12 protein-coding genes are annotated in these 17,368 nt (G+C 69.4%); 7 read left to right on the forward strand and 5 right to left on the reverse strand.

Annotated elements, in window-relative coordinates; translation table 11 throughout:
• Nucleotides 1-207 precede the first annotated feature (207 nt).
• From acnA to ACX9I7_RS03195, 4 genes are all read left to right on the forward strand, one after another.
• Entirely contained in the window at nucleotides 208-2,922 is a 2,715-nt protein-coding gene (acnA, locus tag ACX9I7_RS03180; protein ID WP_387571788.1) for an aconitate hydratase AcnA, read from the forward strand.
• Between the two features lie 214 nt (nucleotides 2,923-3,136).
• On the forward strand, nucleotides 3,137-3,427 hold the full coding sequence (locus tag ACX9I7_RS03185; RefSeq protein WP_387571785.1) for a hypothetical protein: 291 nt from the start codon (nucleotides 3,137-3,139) through the stop codon (nucleotides 3,425-3,427).
• A 122-nt stretch (nucleotides 3,428-3,549) separates the two neighbouring features.
• On the forward strand, nucleotides 3,550-3,882 hold the full coding sequence (locus ACX9I7_RS03190) for a hypothetical protein (RefSeq protein ID WP_387571783.1): 333 nt from the start codon (nucleotides 3,550-3,552) through the stop codon (nucleotides 3,880-3,882).
• Nucleotides 3,883-4,004: 122 nt separating this feature from the next.
• Nucleotides 4,005-5,348: a hypothetical protein gene (locus tag ACX9I7_RS03195; RefSeq protein WP_459386427.1), complete on the forward strand. Its 1,344-nt coding sequence runs from the start codon at nucleotides 4,005-4,007 to the stop codon at nucleotides 5,346-5,348.
• 85 nt (nucleotides 5,349-5,433) lie between these two features.
• On the opposite strand, the gene ACX9I7_RS03200 is transcribed toward ACX9I7_RS03195, so the two are convergent.
• From ACX9I7_RS03200 to ACX9I7_RS03220, 5 genes are all read right to left on the reverse strand, one after another.
• Complete coding sequence (locus ACX9I7_RS03200) at nucleotides 5,434-6,378, reverse strand: FG-GAP repeat domain-containing protein (RefSeq protein WP_459386428.1); 945 nt, start codon at nucleotides 6,376-6,378, stop codon at nucleotides 5,434-5,436.
• Between the two features lie 137 nt (nucleotides 6,379-6,515).
• Nucleotides 6,516-7,406 carry an FG-GAP-like repeat-containing protein gene (locus ACX9I7_RS03205; RefSeq protein WP_459386429.1) on the reverse strand — a complete coding sequence of 297 codons (891 nt, stop codon included), beginning with the start codon at nucleotides 7,404-7,406 and terminating at the stop codon, nucleotides 6,516-6,518.
• 161 nt (nucleotides 7,407-7,567) lie between these two features.
• Entirely contained in the window at nucleotides 7,568-8,536 is a 969-nt protein-coding gene (locus ACX9I7_RS03210) for an FG-GAP repeat domain-containing protein (protein WP_387571773.1), read from the reverse strand.
• A 184-nt stretch (nucleotides 8,537-8,720) separates the two neighbouring features.
• Complete coding sequence (locus ACX9I7_RS03215) at nucleotides 8,721-9,614, reverse strand: FG-GAP repeat domain-containing protein (RefSeq protein ID WP_459386430.1); 894 nt, start codon at nucleotides 9,612-9,614, stop codon at nucleotides 8,721-8,723.
• A gap of 130 nt (nucleotides 9,615-9,744) precedes the next feature.
• Complete coding sequence (locus ACX9I7_RS03220; RefSeq protein WP_459386431.1) at nucleotides 9,745-13,626, reverse strand: GH92 family glycosyl hydrolase; 3,882 nt, start codon at nucleotides 13,624-13,626, stop codon at nucleotides 9,745-9,747.
• 449 nt (nucleotides 13,627-14,075) lie between these two features.
• Here ACX9I7_RS03220 and ngcE point away from each other — a divergent pair, with 449 nt between their 5' ends.
• Genes ngcE through ACX9I7_RS03235 form a run of 3 tightly spaced genes read left to right on the forward strand, consistent with a single transcriptional unit; the run spans nucleotide 14,076 to nucleotide 17,359 of the window.
• A complete protein-coding gene (ngcE, locus tag ACX9I7_RS03225) occupies nucleotides 14,076-15,506 on the forward strand; it encodes an N-acetylglucosamine/diacetylchitobiose ABC transporter substrate-binding protein (RefSeq protein ID WP_387571764.1) in 1,431 nt (476 codons plus the stop codon).
• A gap of 9 nt (nucleotides 15,507-15,515) precedes the next feature.
• Nucleotides 15,516-16,433, forward strand: a complete 918-nt coding sequence (locus tag ACX9I7_RS03230; protein ID WP_358629449.1) for a carbohydrate ABC transporter permease — start codon at nucleotides 15,516-15,518, stop codon at nucleotides 16,431-16,433.
• The gene (locus tag ACX9I7_RS03235) at nucleotides 16,433-17,359 is read left to right on the forward strand and encodes a carbohydrate ABC transporter permease (protein WP_387571760.1); all 927 of its coding nucleotides are present in this window, start codon (nucleotides 16,433-16,435) and stop codon (nucleotides 17,357-17,359) included. Before ACX9I7_RS03230 ends, ACX9I7_RS03235 begins: the two co-directional genes overlap by 1 nt.
• The last annotated feature ends 9 nt before the right edge of the window (nucleotides 17,360-17,368 follow it).

Here is a 17,368-nt window from a genome sequence, read left to right on the forward strand (position 1 = left end):
CCGGGCGCGGGCCCGCTCGGCCTATCCGGGCATGACCGATCGGCGGCGATGTATTAGAGTTATCTCGACATCGAGATATCTGCCGAGAGGCGTACCGCTGTCGCGCCAGTAAGGCATACCTAAGTTAGGCACACCTTAGCGTACGCGCGCGCCATCGGGGCGGCAGGATTGCCGCAGTACGCGAATTCATGCATGAAGGAGACTGTCGTGTCGGCGAACAGCTTCGACGCCCGCAGCACGCTGCGCGTGGGCGACGAGTCGTACGAGATCTTCCGGCTGGACAAGGTCGAGGGCTCCGCGCGCCTTCCCTACAGCCTGAAGGTGCTGCTGGAGAACCTCCTCCGCACCGAGGACGGCGCGAACATCACCGCCGACCACATCCGCGCCCTGGGCGACTGGGACTCGCAGGCCCAGCCCAGCCAGGAGATCCAGTTCACGCCGGCCCGCGTGATCATGCAGGACTTCACCGGCGTGCCCTGTGTCGTCGACCTCGCCACCATGCGTGAGGCCGTCAAGGAGCTCGGCGGCGACCCGGCGAAGGTCAACCCGCTCTCCCCGGCCGAGCTGGTCATCGACCACTCCGTCATCGCCGACAAGTTCGGCACCAAGGACGCCTTCAGCCAGAACGTCGAGCTGGAGTACGGCCGCAACAAGGAGCGCTACCAGTTCCTGCGCTGGGGCCAGACCGCCTTCGACGACTTCAAGGTCGTCCCCCCGGGCACCGGCATCGTCCACCAGGTGAACATCGAGCACCTGGCCCGTACGGTCATGGTCCGAGGCGGCCAGGCCTACCCCGACACCCTCGTCGGCACCGACTCGCACACCACCATGGTCAACGGCCTCGGTGTGCTCGGCTGGGGCGTCGGCGGCATCGAGGCCGAGGCCGCGATGCTCGGCCAGCCGGTCTCCATGCTCATCCCGCGCGTCGTCGGCTTCAAGCTGACCGGTGAGCTCCCGGCCGGCACCACCGCCACCGACCTCGTCCTCACGATCACCGAGATGCTGCGCAAGCACGGCGTCGTCGGCAAGTTCGTCGAGTTCTACGGCGAGGGCGTGGCCGCGACGAGCCTCGCCAACCGCGCCACCATCGGCAACATGTCGCCGGAGTTCGGCTCCACCGCCGCGATCTTCCCGATCGACGGCGAGACCCTGAACTACCTCAAGCTCACCGGCCGCTCCGCGCAGCAGGTCGCGCTCGTCGAGGCGTACGCCAAGGAGCAGGGCCTGTGGCTGGACCCGGCCGCCGAGCCCGACTTCTCCGAGAAGCTGGAGCTCGACCTCTCCACGGTCGTCCCCTCCATCGCCGGCCCGAAGCGCCCGCAGGACCGCATCGTCCTGGCCGAGGCCGCCGCGCAGTTCGAGCGTGACGTCCTCAACTACGTCTCCACCGCCGACGAGGCGGGCGAGGAGTCCTTCCCGGCCTCCGACTCCCCGGCCGCCGCCAACGGCGTCCCGTCGAACCCGGTCACCGTCACCGCCCCCGACGGCAGCACCTACACGATCGACCACGGCGCCGTCACCGTCGCCGCGATCACCTCCTGCACCAACACCTCGAACCCCTACGTCATGGTCGCCGCCGCGCTCGTGGCCAAGAAGGCGGTCGAGAAGGGCCTGACCCGCAAGCCGTGGGTCAAGACCACCCTCGCCCCGGGCTCCAAGGTCGTCACCGACTACTTCGACAAGGCGGGCCTGACCCCCTACCTCGACAAGGTCGGCTTCAACCTCGTCGGCTACGGCTGCACCACCTGCATCGGCAACTCCGGCCCGCTGCCGGAGGAGGTCTCCAAGGCCGTCAACGACCACGACCTGGCCGTCACCTCGGTGCTCTCCGGCAACCGCAACTTCGAGGGCCGGATCAACCCCGACGTCAAGATGAACTACCTGGCGTCCCCGCCGCTGGTCGTCGCCTACGCCCTCGCGGGCTCCATGAAGGTGGACATCACCAAGGACGCCCTCGGCATCGACACCGACGGCAACCCGGTCTACCTCAAGGACATCTGGCCCTCCGAGGCCGAGGTCAACGACGTCGTGGCCAACGCCATCGGCGAGGACATGTTCAACAAGTCCTACCAGGACGTCTTCGCGGGCGACGCCCAGTGGCAGGCCCTGCCGATCCCGACCGGCAACACCTTCGAGTGGGACGCCGAGTCCACCTACGTCCGCAAGCCCCCTTACTTCGAGGGCATGCAGATGGAGCCGGCCCCGGTCGCCGACATCACCGGCGCCCGCGTCCTGGCCAAGCTGGGCGACTCGGTCACCACCGACCACATCTCCCCGGCCGGTGCCATCAAGGCCGACACCCCGGCGGGCAAGTACCTCACCGAGCACGGTGTCGAGCGTCGTGACTTCAACTCCTACGGCTCCCGCCGAGGCAACCACGAGGTCATGATCCGCGGTACGTTCGCCAACATCCGCCTGCGCAACCAGATCGCGCCGGGCACCGAGGGCGGCTTCACCCGCGACTTCACCCAGGCCGACGCGCCGGTGTCGTTCATCTACGACGCCTCGCGCAACTACATCGAGCAGGGCATCCCGCTGGTCGTCCTGGCCGGCAAGGAGTACGGCTCCGGCTCGTCCCGCGACTGGGCCGCCAAGGGCACCGCGCTCCTCGGCGTCAAGGCCGTCATCGCCGAGTCCTACGAGCGCATCCACCGCTCCAACCTCATCGGCATGGGCGTCCTCCCGCTCCAGTTCCCCGAGGGCGCCTCGGCCGAGGCCCTCGGCCTGACCGGCGAGGAGACCTTCTCCTTCGCGGGCGTCACCGAGCTCAACGAGGGCCGCACGCCGCGCACGGTCAAGGTCACCACCGACACCGGTGTCGAGTTCGACGCGGTCGTCCGCATCGACACCCCCGGTGAGGCCGACTACTACCGCAACGGCGGCATCATGCAGTACGTGCTGCGCAACCTGATCCGCAACTAAGCGGTCAGGCTGAGCGGTTGAGGGCCGCACCCCGTTCACGGGGTGCGGCCCTTCCGCTTGTCCGGGCGGGTGTTCCCGCCCTTCACCCTCCCGGGGCATTTCACAACACGACCGGGTGATAGGGGGATTGATGAAGTGTTGTGCATTCATATGCGGGTTAGGCTCCCCGCCGGGATGGACGCGACGCTGTCGTCCCAGAGGGAGGGATGAGCCAATGGGATCCGCCGTGACCTTCGGGGAGCTCGGCCGGCTGTTCGGCGAGGAGCTGCCCGCGCGGATCGCCCTGTCGAGCCTGCTGCCCACCGGCGCCACCGCCGGCGCGGGCGCGGACCACCATCCCGTCTATCCGGCGCTCGTGAGAACCGAGCACGGCACGACCGTGGCCTACGCCTGCCAGTACAAGGAGAACCCCGGCGGCCTCGGCCTCCTCGCCGCCCTGGGCCTGGCACCCACTACGCCCGGCTACACCATGACCTGCGTCCCGGCGGCCGTTCACAGCCGCTGACCACCCCAGCACGCGCCACCGTCTCAACCCCAAGGACTCCGCCCCCGGCCGATCCGGTGGGGGCGGCATGCCCGGGCGCCGTTCGGCGGGCCGGGAGCGGACACCACAGAAGGGGAACGGATATGGACAACGCCATCAGCTTCGAGGAACTCGACCGCGTCGCGGGCGAGGTGCTGCCCGAGCGCACCGTCATGGGCGTCATCGCCACCCCGCTCAACCTCGTCGGCCCGGGCGACCCCGGCGCCGGCGCGGCCTCCGGCAGCTCCAGCTCCGCGGCGGCCACGGGCGGCGGCGTCTTCGCCCCCGTGCCGCACGACCACGGCACCACGATGCTGTCCGCCTGCCAGTCCATCGACCGGCAGGGCACCCCGGGCCTCCTCGGCTCCCTCGGCCTGGGCTCCGAGAACCCGACCGCCAGCGTGGTCTGCACCCCGGCGGCCGTGGCCAGTCACTGATCGGCCACCCGATCGGTCACTGATCGCCTGACGGACCCGCCCCAAGCGTCCGGGGAAGGGCCGGGACCCGCTTGCCCGGTCCCGGCCCTTCCCCGCCGCCCGCCACCCTCCGGAGGACGACCGTGTCAGCGCCCTGCGCCCCACCCGCCCTGGTGGCCGGCATGGAACTCGTCGGCGAGTTCGAGGGATCCGGCTACCGGGAGCCTCCGCAACTCGTCTGCCGCCCCGACGGCCAGATCGTCCGGCTCCCGCCCCTGCTCTACCGGGTGGTGCGCGCCCTGGCCGGCCCCCTGCCCCCCGGCCCCGAGCCCGCCATGGCCCGGATCGCCGCCGACCTCTCGGAGGAGACGGGCCGGCGCTTCACCGAGGAACACATCGTCTTCCTCATCGACAAGAAGCTCGCCCCGCTCGGCATCACCACCTACAGCGACGGCTCCCCGCCACCCCCGACCACGAAGAACGACCCGTTCCTCGCCTTCCGCTTCCGGCTGGCCGTACTGCCGGAGCACGTCACCTGGTTCCTGTCGGGCCTCTTCGCCTGGCTGTTCCGCCCGGCGGTGGTCGCCCTCGGGCTCGGCGCGTTCGTGGCGGGCGAGGCGTGGCTGTGGACGACCCAGGACACGGGCGCCGCGCTGCGGGACGTCCTCACCTCACCGGCCGCCGTCCTGCTCGTCGTTCTCCTGGCGATCGCCTCGTGCGCGTTCCACGAACTGGGCCACGGCGCGGCCTGCCGCTACGGCGGCGTCCGGCCCGGCGCGATGGGCTGCGGCATCTACCTGGTGTGGCCCGCCTTCTACACGGACATCACCAACTCCTACCGGCTGGGCCGCGCGGGCCGCATCCGCGCCGACCTCGGCGGCGTCTGGTTCAACGCCGTCTTCGTCCTGGGCCTGGGCGCGCTGTACGCGGCGACCGGCTTCCAGCCGCTGCTCGTCGCGATCCTCTCCGTCCACCTGGAGATGGTCCAGCAACTGCTGCCCACGCTGCGCTTCGACGGCTACTACATCGTCGCCGACCTCATCGGCATCCCCGACCTGTTCAAGTACATCGCCCCCATCCTGCGCCGGGTGTTCCTCCGCCGTCCGCAGGACGACCGGCTACGGGCCCTGAAGCGCTGGCCGCAGGTCGTCGTCGCGGTGTGGGTGCTCTTCCTGGTGCCGGTGCTGTCCCTGCAACTGGGCCTGGTGCTGGTGAACCTGCCGGAACTGCTCGCGGCGGACTGGCGGACGATCACGTCGCTGATGGCGCACGCGGGGGCGTCCGGCGCGTCCGGCTCCTCCGGCGACCAGGTGCTGGCCATGGTGGCCGCGTGCCTTCAGGCCGTGCTGCTCGTGCTGCCCCTGGCGGGGCTGGCGCTGGTGGTGGGACGGCCGGTACGGGCGCTGGTCCGGCTGGCGTGGCGACGGCCGGGGCGCGGCTCGGCCGGCGGGCGGGCGGGCTTGAGGGCGGAGGGGCCTGAGGGCTGAGGGTGAGCCTGAGTGAGGCGGGCCTGCGTGAGGCAGGTGGTGAGGCAGGACGCGATGGCCTCACGCAGGCGGTGAGCCGAACGGCTCAGAACATCGTGTCGTACTGGCCCCAGCCGCCGCCGATCCGCACGCGGTTCGCGAACGGGTCGTTCTGGTTGCCGTTGCCCTTGTAGAGCCACAGGACACCGGACTTGTCACGCGCGAGCAGGTCGCTGCGGTTGTCGAGGTCTACGTCGCCGCTGGACACCAGCATGTCGTACGCGTCCCAGCCGCTGCCGACCTTGACCCGGCTGGCGAAGGGGTCGTTGGAGTCCCCGGTGCCCTTGTAGAACCACAGCACGCCGTTGCGGTCCTTGGCGACGATGTCGGCCTTGCCGTCACCGTTGAGGTCGCCGCGGCCGACGATGTCCGTGAACTGGTCCCAACCGCCGCCGACGCGGATGCGGTCACCGAGCGAGCCGTCGGGACGGGCCAGGTACAGCCACAGCACACCGGACTGGTCCCTGGCGATGAGGTCGGCCTCGCCGCTGCCGCCGAGGTTGCCCGGGGAGGTGATGCGGTTGTAGATGTTCCAGCCGCCGCCGATGCGCTGGTGGGTCGCCGGGACGTCCTTGCTGCCGCCGTGGACGTAGAACAGCGACCCGTCGATCGTCCGGAGGTAGTGGGACTCCGCGAGACCGTCCTGGTTCAGGTCGACCTGGACGGTGGAGGTGATACCGCGCCAGTCGGTGTTGACGGCCTTCCGGTCGGTGAACCCGCCGTGGCCGTCGGGGAAGTAGCGGTACAGGGTCGTACCGTTGACCGCCATCAGCGGGAATCGGGGGGCGTCGGCCGGCGACTCCGAGACGGGTGCCTTGCCCGCCGTCACCGGGGCGACGGACTGGGCGGCCTTCTGCAGGTCCTGAGCGGACGGAGCCGGGGCGTCGGCGGCGGCGGTGCCCGCCGTGGTGCCGATCAGGGCCGCGGCTATCGCCGCGGTGGCGAGACGCGACAGGGCGCGTCTGCGCTTGTGCCCGGAAATGTGGGCCATATGGCTCTCCTGTTCGAGAATGACGCGACATCCACGGATTCGGGGTGCCGCGATACGTCGGGATCCTGCCATACGGCTCTGACAAGGGCCGCACCTACGGTTCGTCAGGTGCGGCCCAGGGTCACGTCGGAGAGGGATCAGAACAGGTTGTTGTACTGGCCCCAGCCGCCGCCGATGCGCACGCGGCTCTCGAAGGGGTCGGTCTGCTTGCCGTTGCCCTTGTAGAGCCAGAGGACGCCGGACTTGTCGCGGGCGAGCAGGTCGCTGCGGCCGTCCAGGTTCACGTCACCGGTGGCGACGAGCTTGTCGAAGATGTTCCAGCCGCCGCCGACCTTGACCCGGCTGGCGAAGGGGTCGGCGGTGTTGCCAGTGCCCTTGTAGAACCAGAGGTCGCCGTTCTTGTCCTTGGCGAGCATGTCGGCCTTGCCGTCGCCGTTCAGGTCACCCTTGCCGACGATGTCGGTGTAGATGTCCCAGCCGCCGCCGACGCGGTAGCGGTCGCCGAGGGTGCCGTCGGTACGGGCCTGGTAGAGCCACAGCACGCCCGACTTGTCGCGGGCGAGGAGGTCCGCCTCCTTGGTGCCGCCGACGTTGCCGGGGGAGAGGAGACGGTCGTAGATGTTCCAGCCGCTGCCGATCCGGATGGGAGCGGGCTCGTCCGCCCCGTCCTTCCCCTCGGGCGAGTAGACCAGCGTGCCGTCCGTCGTCCGGACGTAGGCGCTGTCGTAGTACCCGTTCTGGGCGTGGTCGACGTCCACCATGGCGCTGACGGTGCGCGAGTCGACATCGGTGATCTGCTCCCGGTCGCCGAAGCCGCCCCGGCCGTCGGGCGCGTACACATACGCTTCGCCGGTCGACTTCGTCGCCTGCAGCGGGAAGTACGGCGCCGCGACGGTCGGCCGGTAGTCGGGGGACGGACCGTCGGCGGCGGCGGTGCCCGCCGTGGTGCCGACCAGGGCCGCGGCTATCGCCGCGACAGTGAGGCGCGAGAGGGCACGTGCGCCCTTACGGCCAAAGGTGTGGGCCACCTAGTACTCCTGTGGTGAGAAAAGACGCGGTTCCCCTGCCGGGGACCGCGAGACGCACCGGATCATTACACAGGGCCTTCACATGCGGAGGGCCGCACCCCCATTGGGAGTGCGGCCCCTGTTCCACGCCGTACCCCGCGCATCGCGGGGTGGATGATGGATCAGAACATCAGGTTGAACTTGCCCCAGCCGGGACCGATCTTCGTGCGGTTCTCGAAGGGGTCGCTCTGGTTGCCGTTGCCCTTGTAGAGCCACAGGACGCCGGACTTGTCGCGGGCGAGCATGTCGCTGCGGCCGTCGTGGTCGAGGTCGCCGATACCGACGAGCTTGTCGAACATGTTCCAGCCGCCGCCGACCTTCACGCGGCTCTCGAACGGGTCCTTGTAGTCGCCGGTGCCCTTGTAGAACCACAGGTCGCCGTTGCGGTCCTTGGCGACGATGTCGGCCTTGCCGTCGCCGTTGAGGTCGCCACGCCCGGTGATGTCGGTGTACTGGTCCCAGCCGGGGCCGACGCGGTAGCGGTCGGTCAGGGTGCCGTCGGGGCGGGCGAGGTAGATCCACATGACGCCCGACTTGTCACGGGCGAGGAGGTCGGACTCGCCGGCGCCGCCGAGGTCACCGGGGGAGAAGACGCGGTCGTAGGCGTTCCAGCCACCGCCGATCATCTTGTTGCCGGCCTCGCCGGTGTACTCCAGCTGACCGTCGGCGTGCCGGACGTACCAGCCGTCGCTCTCGCCGTTGCGGTCGTGGTCGACCTGGGTGGCCTCGGTGAAGTTCTGCCAGCCGGAGTCGAGGAACCAGGCGTCCTTGAAGCCGCCGTGGCCGTTCGCCATGTACAGGTACACGAGACCGTCACGGTCGGCCGCGTAGAGGTCGAACTGGGGAGCCGCGGCCGTGCCCTTGTCGTCGGCGGCGGCGGACCGCAGCAGGCCGGCACGCGGCTTGGCGGCCTTCTGCGGTGCGTGCTTGGGGGCGCTTTCGGCGCGCTGGTGCGCCTTGGCGGCAGAGGGGCCTGCCGGAACGTCGGCGGATGCGGTCGCGGAAGCGGTGCCGACCAGCGCGGTGGCTATCGCCGCGGTGACGAGACCGGAGAGCGCGCGTCCACGCTTACGACCGGAGAGATTGCCCATGTACTTCTCCCTTGAAGGTGATTCAGGAGCGACGCCAGGAGCATCGCGACACCTTGATCTTTGACCCAAGCTTCACGCATATCAACTGACTTATCGGGAGTTGCACATCACACCTGGGGCCGCACTCGTCACGAGTGCGGCCCCAGGTGTCACGGCTCCCGCGCGGCGCGGGTGTGAAGCGTGATCAGAACAGGTCGTTGTACTGGTCCCAGCCGCCGCCGATCCTCACGCGCTTCTCGAAGGGGTCGGTCTGGCTGTCGTTGCCCTTGTAGAGCCACAGGACGCCGGACTTGTCGCGGGCGAGCAGGTCGGCCTTGCCGTCGCCGTTGACATCACCCGTGCTCACGAGTTTGTCGTACCGGTTCCAGCCCCCGCCGATCTTGACGCGGTCGGAGAGAGGGGCGTGGGACTCGCCGGTGCCCTTGTAGTACCAGAGGTCGCCGTTGCGGTCCTTGGCGACGATGTCGGCCCTGCCGTCGCCGTTGAGGCTTCCCTTGCCGACGATGTCGGTGTACTGGTCCCAGCCGGGCCCGACGCGGTAGGGCTTCTCCAGGGTGGCATCGGGGCGGGCGAGGTAGAGCCAGAGGACGCCCGACTTGTCGCGGGCGAGGAGGTCGGACTCGAGCGAGCCGCCGAGGTCGCCGGGGGACAGGATGCGGTCGTAGACGTCCCAGCCGGGGCCGATCACCTTGCTGCCGCGGACGCCTTGGTACACCAGCCGGCCGTCGTTCTGCTGGTGGTACCAGCCGTCCATCTCGCCGTTGTGGCCGTGGTCGACGGTCGCGGTGTCCGTGACGCGCGGCGACGAACCGAAGAAGCCGTAAACTTCGCGGTCCCCGAAACCACCCCGGTCGTTCGACCGGTACCTGAAGATGTCCTGGACATCCTTGGCGTCCTGCGCGCGCTTGGTCGCGAACAGCGGGAACCGCGGGGCGCCGGCCGAGGGCCCCACGGACTTCGGAGCGGTGTCGGCGGCCGCGGTTCCGGCGGTGAGGCCGACCAAGGCGGTGGCGATCGCGGTGGTGCGTGCAAGGCCCGACAGCGCGCGGCCGCGCTGACGGCCGGTGAAAATACCCATTTCATACCCCCCATAGCTGAAAATCAGGTGCTGCGCCCCGTGGCGGGTCGTAGCGAGACCTCCTTGATCATCCTATGAGATCTTGGGATTTCCAGGCGCCTTTCGGACAAGAGGTGTCAACGGCACCGGCTCACCCCGGCGCCCCCAGCAGCTCCACCTCCGCCAGTGTCGCCTCCTGGCCACCCGCCACCTCCAGGCGCCAGTGGCGGTACGCCGCCGGGGTGGGGAGGGTGAAGACGCGGGTCTGGCGGTCCCAGGTGAAGGTTTCGGCGGTGCGGCGGTCGACTTCGGTCCAGGTCGTGCCGTCCGGGGAGCCGCGGAGTACCCAGCCGGTCGGGGCCTTGGCGCGGTCGGCCGAGGTGAGGGTGTAGGACGTCACCCGGGGGGCGCCCGGTGTGTCCAGGGTGGCGGTGGTGAAGGTCGCCGACGTGCGGGACGTGTCGTCGGTCAGGGCCGAGCCGTCGTGGGCCGTGACGTCGGTCAGCGGGGCCGGCACCTTGTCGTCACGCGTCAAGGACGTCGGGCCCGCGTCCGGGCCCGTGGCCCAGCGGGACGGGCCGGGGCCCATCGCGAAGTCCAGGGTGCCGCCCCTGGCCAGCAGGGCATGGGGGAGGGCGGTGCTGTGCCACGCGCGGCCGTTGACGCGCAGGCCCTGGACGTAGACGTTGCGGGCGCTGTTGCGCGGTGCGCGGATCACCAGGTCGCGGCCGCTCTCCAGGTGGACGGTGGCCTTGGTGAAGAGGGGCGAGCCGATCGCGTACTCGCCCTGGCCCATCACGAGCGGGTAGAAGCCGAGGGCGCCGAAGACGTACCAGGCGGACATCTCGCCGTTGTCCTCGTCGCCGGGGTAGCCCTGGCCGATCTCGCTGCCGAGGTAGAGGCGGGAGAGGATCTCGCGGACCTTCTCCTGCGTCTTCCAGGGCTGTCCCGCCGCGTCGTACATGTAGGCGATGTGGTGCGCGGGCTGGTTGCTGTGCCCGTACATGCCCATGCGGACGTCCCGGGCCTCGGTCATCTCGTGGATGACGCCGCCGTACGAGCCGGCGAACTCGGGGGCGCCCGTCTCGGGGGTGGCGAAGTAGGTGTCGAGCTTCGCGGCCAGGCCGGCGCGGCCGCCGTGGAGGTTGGCCAGGCCCCGGGTGTCCTGGGGGGCGGTGAAGGCGAAGTTCCAGCCGTTGGTCTCGGTGTAGTCGTTGCCCCAGACGCGCGGGTCGTAGGAGGCGGGGGGCAGCCGCCAGGCGCCGTTCGCGTCGCGGCCCTGGAAGAAGCCGACGCGGTCGTCGAAGAGCTTGACGTAGTTCCGGGCGCGGTTGAGGAAGTACGCGGACTCCTCGCGGTAGCGCTCCTTGCGGGTCTTCTCGTACAGCGCGCGGGCCATCCGGCCCAGGCCGAAGTCGTTGAGGTAGCCCTCCAAAGCCCAGGACAGGCCCTCGCGGGTCTTCGTGCTGGTGTAGCCGAGGAAGACGGAGGTCTCCATGCCCTTGCGGCCGGTGCCGGGGCTGTCCGGGGCGACGGTGGCGTTCTTCAGCGCGGCCGCGTACGCCGCCTCGGCGTCGAAGGGGACGCCCTTGACGTAGGCGTCGGCGAAGGCGACGTCGGAGCTGGTGCCCGTCATCAGATCGGCGTAGCCGGGGGAGGACCAGCGGGAGATCCAGCCGCCGTCCTTGTACTGCTGGACGAAGCCGTCGATCAGCCTGCCCGCCTGGCGGGGCGTCAGCAGCGAGTACGCGGGCCAGGTGGTGCGGTAGGTGTCCCAGAAGCCGTTGTTGACGTAGATCTCACCGTCGACGACCTTGGCGCCGGTCGTGGTCGGGGTGTTCTCGCCGGCGGGCGGGGAGAAGGGGCTGGCGTAGCGCGGGCGGGGCCGGGTGAGGGAGCCGGTGTTCTCGAACCCGGAGTTGGGATAGAGGTAGAGCCGGTAGAGGCTGGAGTAGAGGGTGGTGAGCTGGTCGCGGGTCGCGCCCTCGACCTCGACGCGGCCGAGGAGGGTGTCCCAGGCGGTGCGGGCGCGGGTCATGACCTGGTCGAAACCGGTGCTCGCGGGGATCTCCTGCTCGAGGTTGGCGCGGGCCTGGTCGGTGCCGATGAGGGAGGTCGCCACGCGCAGGGTGACCGTACGGCTGGTGCCGGGCGCGAAGCGCAGATAGCCGGTGACGGCGTCGCTGCCGGTGTCGCCCTTGAGCTTGCCGCTGTCGATGACGGGCGTGTCGAAGACGCCGTGGACGAAGAGGCGGCCGGCGCCGGTGGACAGTCCGCTGCGGACGTCCGAGTAGGCGCTGAAGGAGCGGTGCTCGGGGTCGAGGGTCAGCCCGCCCCGGTCCTTGACGTTGTCGAGGAGGACGCTCGCCTGCTCCGAGGGGAAGGTGAAGCGGATCATCGCGGCGTGGTCGCCGGGGGTGATCTCCGCTTTGATGCCGTTCTCGAAGGTGACGGCGTAGTAGTGGGGCCGGGCGGTCTCGTTCTCGTGCCGGAAGGGCAGGGCGCGGGCGGCGCGAGAGGCGGGCGGTACGCCCGGGGAGGCCGAGGGCATGAGCTGGAAGGTCTGCCGGTCGCCCATCCAGGGGCTGGGCTGGTGGCTGGCAGAGAATGCCTGGAGGGTGGGGAGGTTGTCGGCGTTGTTGGTCGCCGCGTACTGGTAGAGCCAGTCCGTGACGCCCGCGTTGGTGACGGGCGTCCAGAAGTTGAAGCCGTGGGGGACGGCGGTGGCCGGGAAGGTGTTGCCTCTGGAGAAGTTCGAGCTGGAGTTGGTGCCGCGGGTGGTGACGGCCCGGTCCGCCGGATGGGCGACGGGCGGTTCCGCGGGGGCCGGGGCGAGGGAGACGTCGTCGATCCAGCCGCGGAACTTCGCCGGGCCCACGGGCGAGTCGTAGGCGATCAGCACCCGCTCCACGGTCTTCCCCGCGGCGACAGCGCCGACGCGCGACTCCTTGTTGTTCCACTGGTTGACGTAGAGCGTCTTGGAGGCGGCCTGGCCCTGCGGGGTCAGCCGGGCGCCGTGCTGGTCGACCGCGCCGAGCTCGCTGAGGTAGGTGCCGTCGGTGAAGGCGAGGTCGACGGCGACATGGGTGGCGGGGTAGCGGGCGTCCGGCTCGGGGAGGGCGGGGAAGATCTTGTAGGAGAGCAGGGTTCTCGGGGTGACGCGCAGGTGGGTCCGGAAGACCTTGTTGTAGGAGTAGGCGTGGCCGGTGGCCTGGTGCATGCCCCCGTAGCGCAGGGCATGGGTGCCGGTGAAGCCCGCGCGGGCCTTGGCGGTGGGGGAGCCGGTGGGGCCGCGGTCGATGTGGCTGCGCATGTCGGCGGGCGGCGGGGTGCCGGTGTCGCCCGCCGCCAGCTGGAACTCGGCGAGCTGGGTGACGGGCTCGCCGTTGTTGCGGGTTATCTCCAGCCGGTACTGGCGGTGGGGACGGGACCCGGTGAAGGAGAACTCGCGGGTGTGGAGGCGCTTTTCGAAGGCCTCGTCCCGGCGGGTGTCGAGCACCTGCCAGGTGGCGCCGTCGTCGGATCCCTTGAGCGTCCAGTCCCGGGGGTCGCGGCCGGGGGCGTCGTTCGCGGAGGTCAGGGCGTAGCGCACGGCGGTGACGGGCCGGTCGAGCTCGAATTCCAGCCAGGCGGTGCGCGCGAAGGCGAGCCATTTGGTCGCGCTCTCGCCGTCGACGAGGTTCTCCTTGACCTCGCCCGCCTCGGCGTGCTCGCCGCTGGCGCGGACGGCGGTGACCCGGTCGGTGACATTGCCGGGGATGCCGCTGGTGTCGTCGCCGTCGACGCCGGCGGCGCGCGGGCGGCCGTCGCGGCCGGTCTCGACGGTGTCGGTCCAGTCGGGCCGGGGGTCGCCGGGCTCGAAGGAGGAGGCGAAGCGCTCGTCGGCCGGGGCGGCCGCCCCGGCCCGGGCCGGCGACGCCCCGACGGGTCCGCCCTGCGTGACCTGAGCCCCCGTCACCAGTACGGTGGCCACCAGGAGCGCCGTGGGACGGGCGAGCGTACGCCATCTGCGGTACCCGGTTCCCGTTCGCATCCCTTTGCCTCTCCGCTGAACCCGGCACGGACGGCCGGACGACTCAGACAACGTTGTCACCCATGACGCGCAGTGTTAAGTAGTGCGTGAGACACCAGTGGTGTCAAGGGTCTCGGGGCTGGTGTCGCCGGACGGGCCCCAGCGGGATTCCAGGGGGCTCCGAGGGCCGGGCGGAGAGGTCTCAACTCGGGAAAGACTGACGGTCAAAGCCGCTTTCGATCTTGCCCAGTTGAGCAGGAGTGGACTATACCTGTCGAACAGTCCGGGCGGCCGTGGCCGTGGCGGACCCGGGGGAGAGCGGCACACCAGCACGCCGCGGGGGATTCCTTCCGGAGCGCACCCAGCACCAAGCTTCAACTGACCCGCGGTGTCGGGCCCTTCGGCGGTGGCGAATTCGCAAGGGGAGACCGGTGCACCGCCTGAGTCCTGGAGAAGGCGAGGACTTGAGCATGGGAACCACCCCGGAATTCGGCCGGCGCGACCTGATCAAACGAGCCGCGGCGATAGGCCTGATCGCGGTGCCCACGATGAGCGTGCTGAGCGCCTGCGCCAGCGGCGACAGCGGCGGCGGAAATCAGGTCGACAAGGGCGAGAAGAGCACCAAGAACCCGCTCGCGGTCAATGAGGGCGCCGCCCTGGACGTCGTCATCTTCGACGGCGGCTTCGGTCAGCAGTACGCCAAGGACGCCGAGGCCGAATACCAGAAGGCCTTTCCCAAGGCCCAGGTGAAGCACTCCGCCACCCAGGAGATCCAGACCCAGCTCCAGCCCCGTTTCAACGGCGGCACACCGCCGGACCTCATCGACAACTCCGGTGCCAAACAAATGGACATGGGCACCCTCGTCGCCAAGAAACAGCTGACCGACCTCAACGCCCTGCTGGACGCGCCCTCCTACGACGACCCGTCGAAGAAGGTCCGCGACACCCTGCGCCCCGGCGTCGTGGAAATGGGGCGGTTCGACAGCGATGAGACCTGGGTCCTGTACTACGCCTACACGGTCTACGGCGTCTGGTACTCGAAGACGAACCTGGCGAAGCTCGACGCCCAATACCCGGAGACCTGGGACGACATGCTCAAGGTCTGCGAGGCGGCGAAGAAGAAGGGCATCGCCGGCTGGACGTACGCGGGCAAGTACCCGTACTACCTGCCGTTCAGCCTCTACCCGTTCATCGCCAAGATCGGCGGTGTCGAGGTGCTGAAGAGAATCGACGACCTGGAGCCCAACGCCTGGAAGGACCCGGCCGTCAAGGCCGCCTTCGAGGCCTACTACGAGCTCTACAAGAAGGGCTACATCCTCCAGGGCACCCCGGGCCTGACCCATATCGAGTCGCAGACGGCGTGGAACGAGGGGAAGGCGCTGTTCCTCCCCAACGGCTCCTGGGTCGAGAACGAGTCCAAGAAGACCACGCCCGCCGATTTCCGGATGTCGGTCGGCGCGCCCTCCAGCCTCGACAAGAACGACAAGCTGCCGTTCGGCACCCTGTGGGCCTCCGGCGGCGAGCCCTTCATCGTGCCGAAGAACGCCAGGAACCCGCAGGGCGGCATGGAACTGCTGCGCCTGATGCTGGGCAAGAAGTCCTCCCAGAACTTCATCAAGTCCGTCTCCTCGCTCACCTCCCTCAACGGCGGCACCGAGGGCCTCGCCCTCCCGCCGGGCCTCGCCTCCTCCCAGGAAGCGCTCACCAAGGCCGGCAAGAACGTGGTCAACCCGCGCCTCGGCGACTGGTACGTGGCCCTCCAGAAGGAGAAGATCGGCGTGGGGGCGCTCGGCGAGATGATGGCCGGCCGGCTGACGCCCGACGAGGCGATCACCAAGATCCAGCGCTTCGCCGACGAGACCGCCAAGGACGACTCCGTCAAGAAGTACCGGCACAAGTGAGCGGCGGCCATGCAGCACGGTAAGTACCGCTTCATCGCGGGATTCCTGATCCTGCCCCTGGCGCTCTACGGCGTCTTCGTCATCTCGCCGTTCGTCCAGGCCATCTACTACTCCTTCACGGACTGGACCGGACTGAGCCCCGACTTCCGGATGACGGGGCTCAAGAACTACCAACGGCTCTGGCACGACGACGTGTTCTGGAAGGCCGTCTGGCACAACGTCCTGCTGCTGCTTGTGCTCCCGGTGGTGACGCTCGGGCTCGGGCTGTTCTTCGCCTTCATGCTCAACGTCGGCGGCCGGCGCAGGAAGAACGCGGCGGTCGCCGGGGTGCGCGGCTCGGGTCTTTACAAGGTCGTCTACTTCTTTCCCCAGGTGCTGTCGATCGCCATCGTCGCCCTGCTGTTCCAGTTCGCCTACAACCCCAACAGCGGCGCCCTGAACTCCTTTCTGAGCGCCGTCGGCCTGGACTCCGTACGGCCGGAATGGCTGGGCGACCCCCGGCTCGCGCTGTGGTGCGTGACGGCGGTGATGGTGTGGAGCAACGTCGGTTTCTACGTGGTGCTGTTCTCGGCGGGCATGAGCGCCATTCCCCGGGACTTCTACGAGGCCGCCCTGCTCGACGGCGCCAATCGCCTGCAGACCTTCTTCCGGGTCACGCTTCCGCTGCTCTGGGACACCGTGCAGACCGGCTGGGTCTACATGGGCATCATGGCGCTCGACTCTTTCGCCGTCGTACAGATCATGACCGTGGGGCCGGGCGGACCGGACTACTCCACGGAAGTGCTGTCCTTCTACCTCTACACCAAGGCGTTCCGTGACGGGCAGGCCGGCTACGCCACGACGCTCGGTGTCGCCCTGCTCATCGTCACCATGATCTTCGCGGGCGTCGTGCTGAAGCTCGGCCGGCGCGAAAGGCTGGAGTACTGATGGCCGTGACGGCGGAACCCACCGAGGGGAGCGGCGCCGCGACACCGGACGCCGGGAAGGCCGCCCGCCCCGGGACGCCCCGGGGGAGCATGGGCCGCGAGGGCGGCGTCCTCAACGTCTTCTCCCACGGTGTGCTCTTCATCTGGGGCCTGATGGTCACCCTGCCCCTGCTGTGGGCGGTGATGAGCGCCTTCAAGACCGACAAGGAGATCTTCACCTCGCCCTGGGCGCTGCCGCACGGGCTGCACTTCGACGCCTGGAGCCGGGCCTGGTCCCAGGCGCACATGAGCGAGTACTTCCTCAATTCCGTGATCGTCGTGGCCGGTTCGCTCACCGGCACCATGCTGCTCGGGTCGATGGCCGCCTATGTCCTGGCCCGCTTCGAATTCCCCGGCAACCGCTTCATCTACTTCCTCTTCGTCGGCGGGATGAGCTTCCCGGTCATCCTGGCGCTCGTGCCGCTGTTCTTCGTCATGAAGAACATGCAACTGCTCGACACCTACCACGGGCTGATCCTGGTCTACATCGCCTATTCGCTGCCGTTCACCATCTTCTTCCTCAGCGGCTTCTTCCGGACCCTGCCGACCTCCGTCGCCGAGGCGGCGCTGATCGACGGGGCCTCGCACACCCGGACCTTCTTCCAGGTGATGCTGCCCATGGCCAAGCCCGGCCTGATCAGCGTCGGCATCTTCAATTTCCTGGGCCAGTGGAACCAGTACCTCCTGCCCACGGTGCTCAACGTGGGGGACGACGACAAGAAGCTGCTGCCCCAGGGGCTGGTCGCCCTCGCGGTCAGCCAGGGGTACAAGGGCGACTGGTCGGGGCTCTTCGCGGGCCTGGTCATGGCGATGCTGCCGGTGCTGGCCGCGTACGTCGTCTTCCAGCGGCAGGTCCAGGCGGGGCTGACGGCCGGGGCCCTGAAGTAACCGACCGCC

Source organism: Streptomyces sp. L500 (assembly GCF_054551825.1).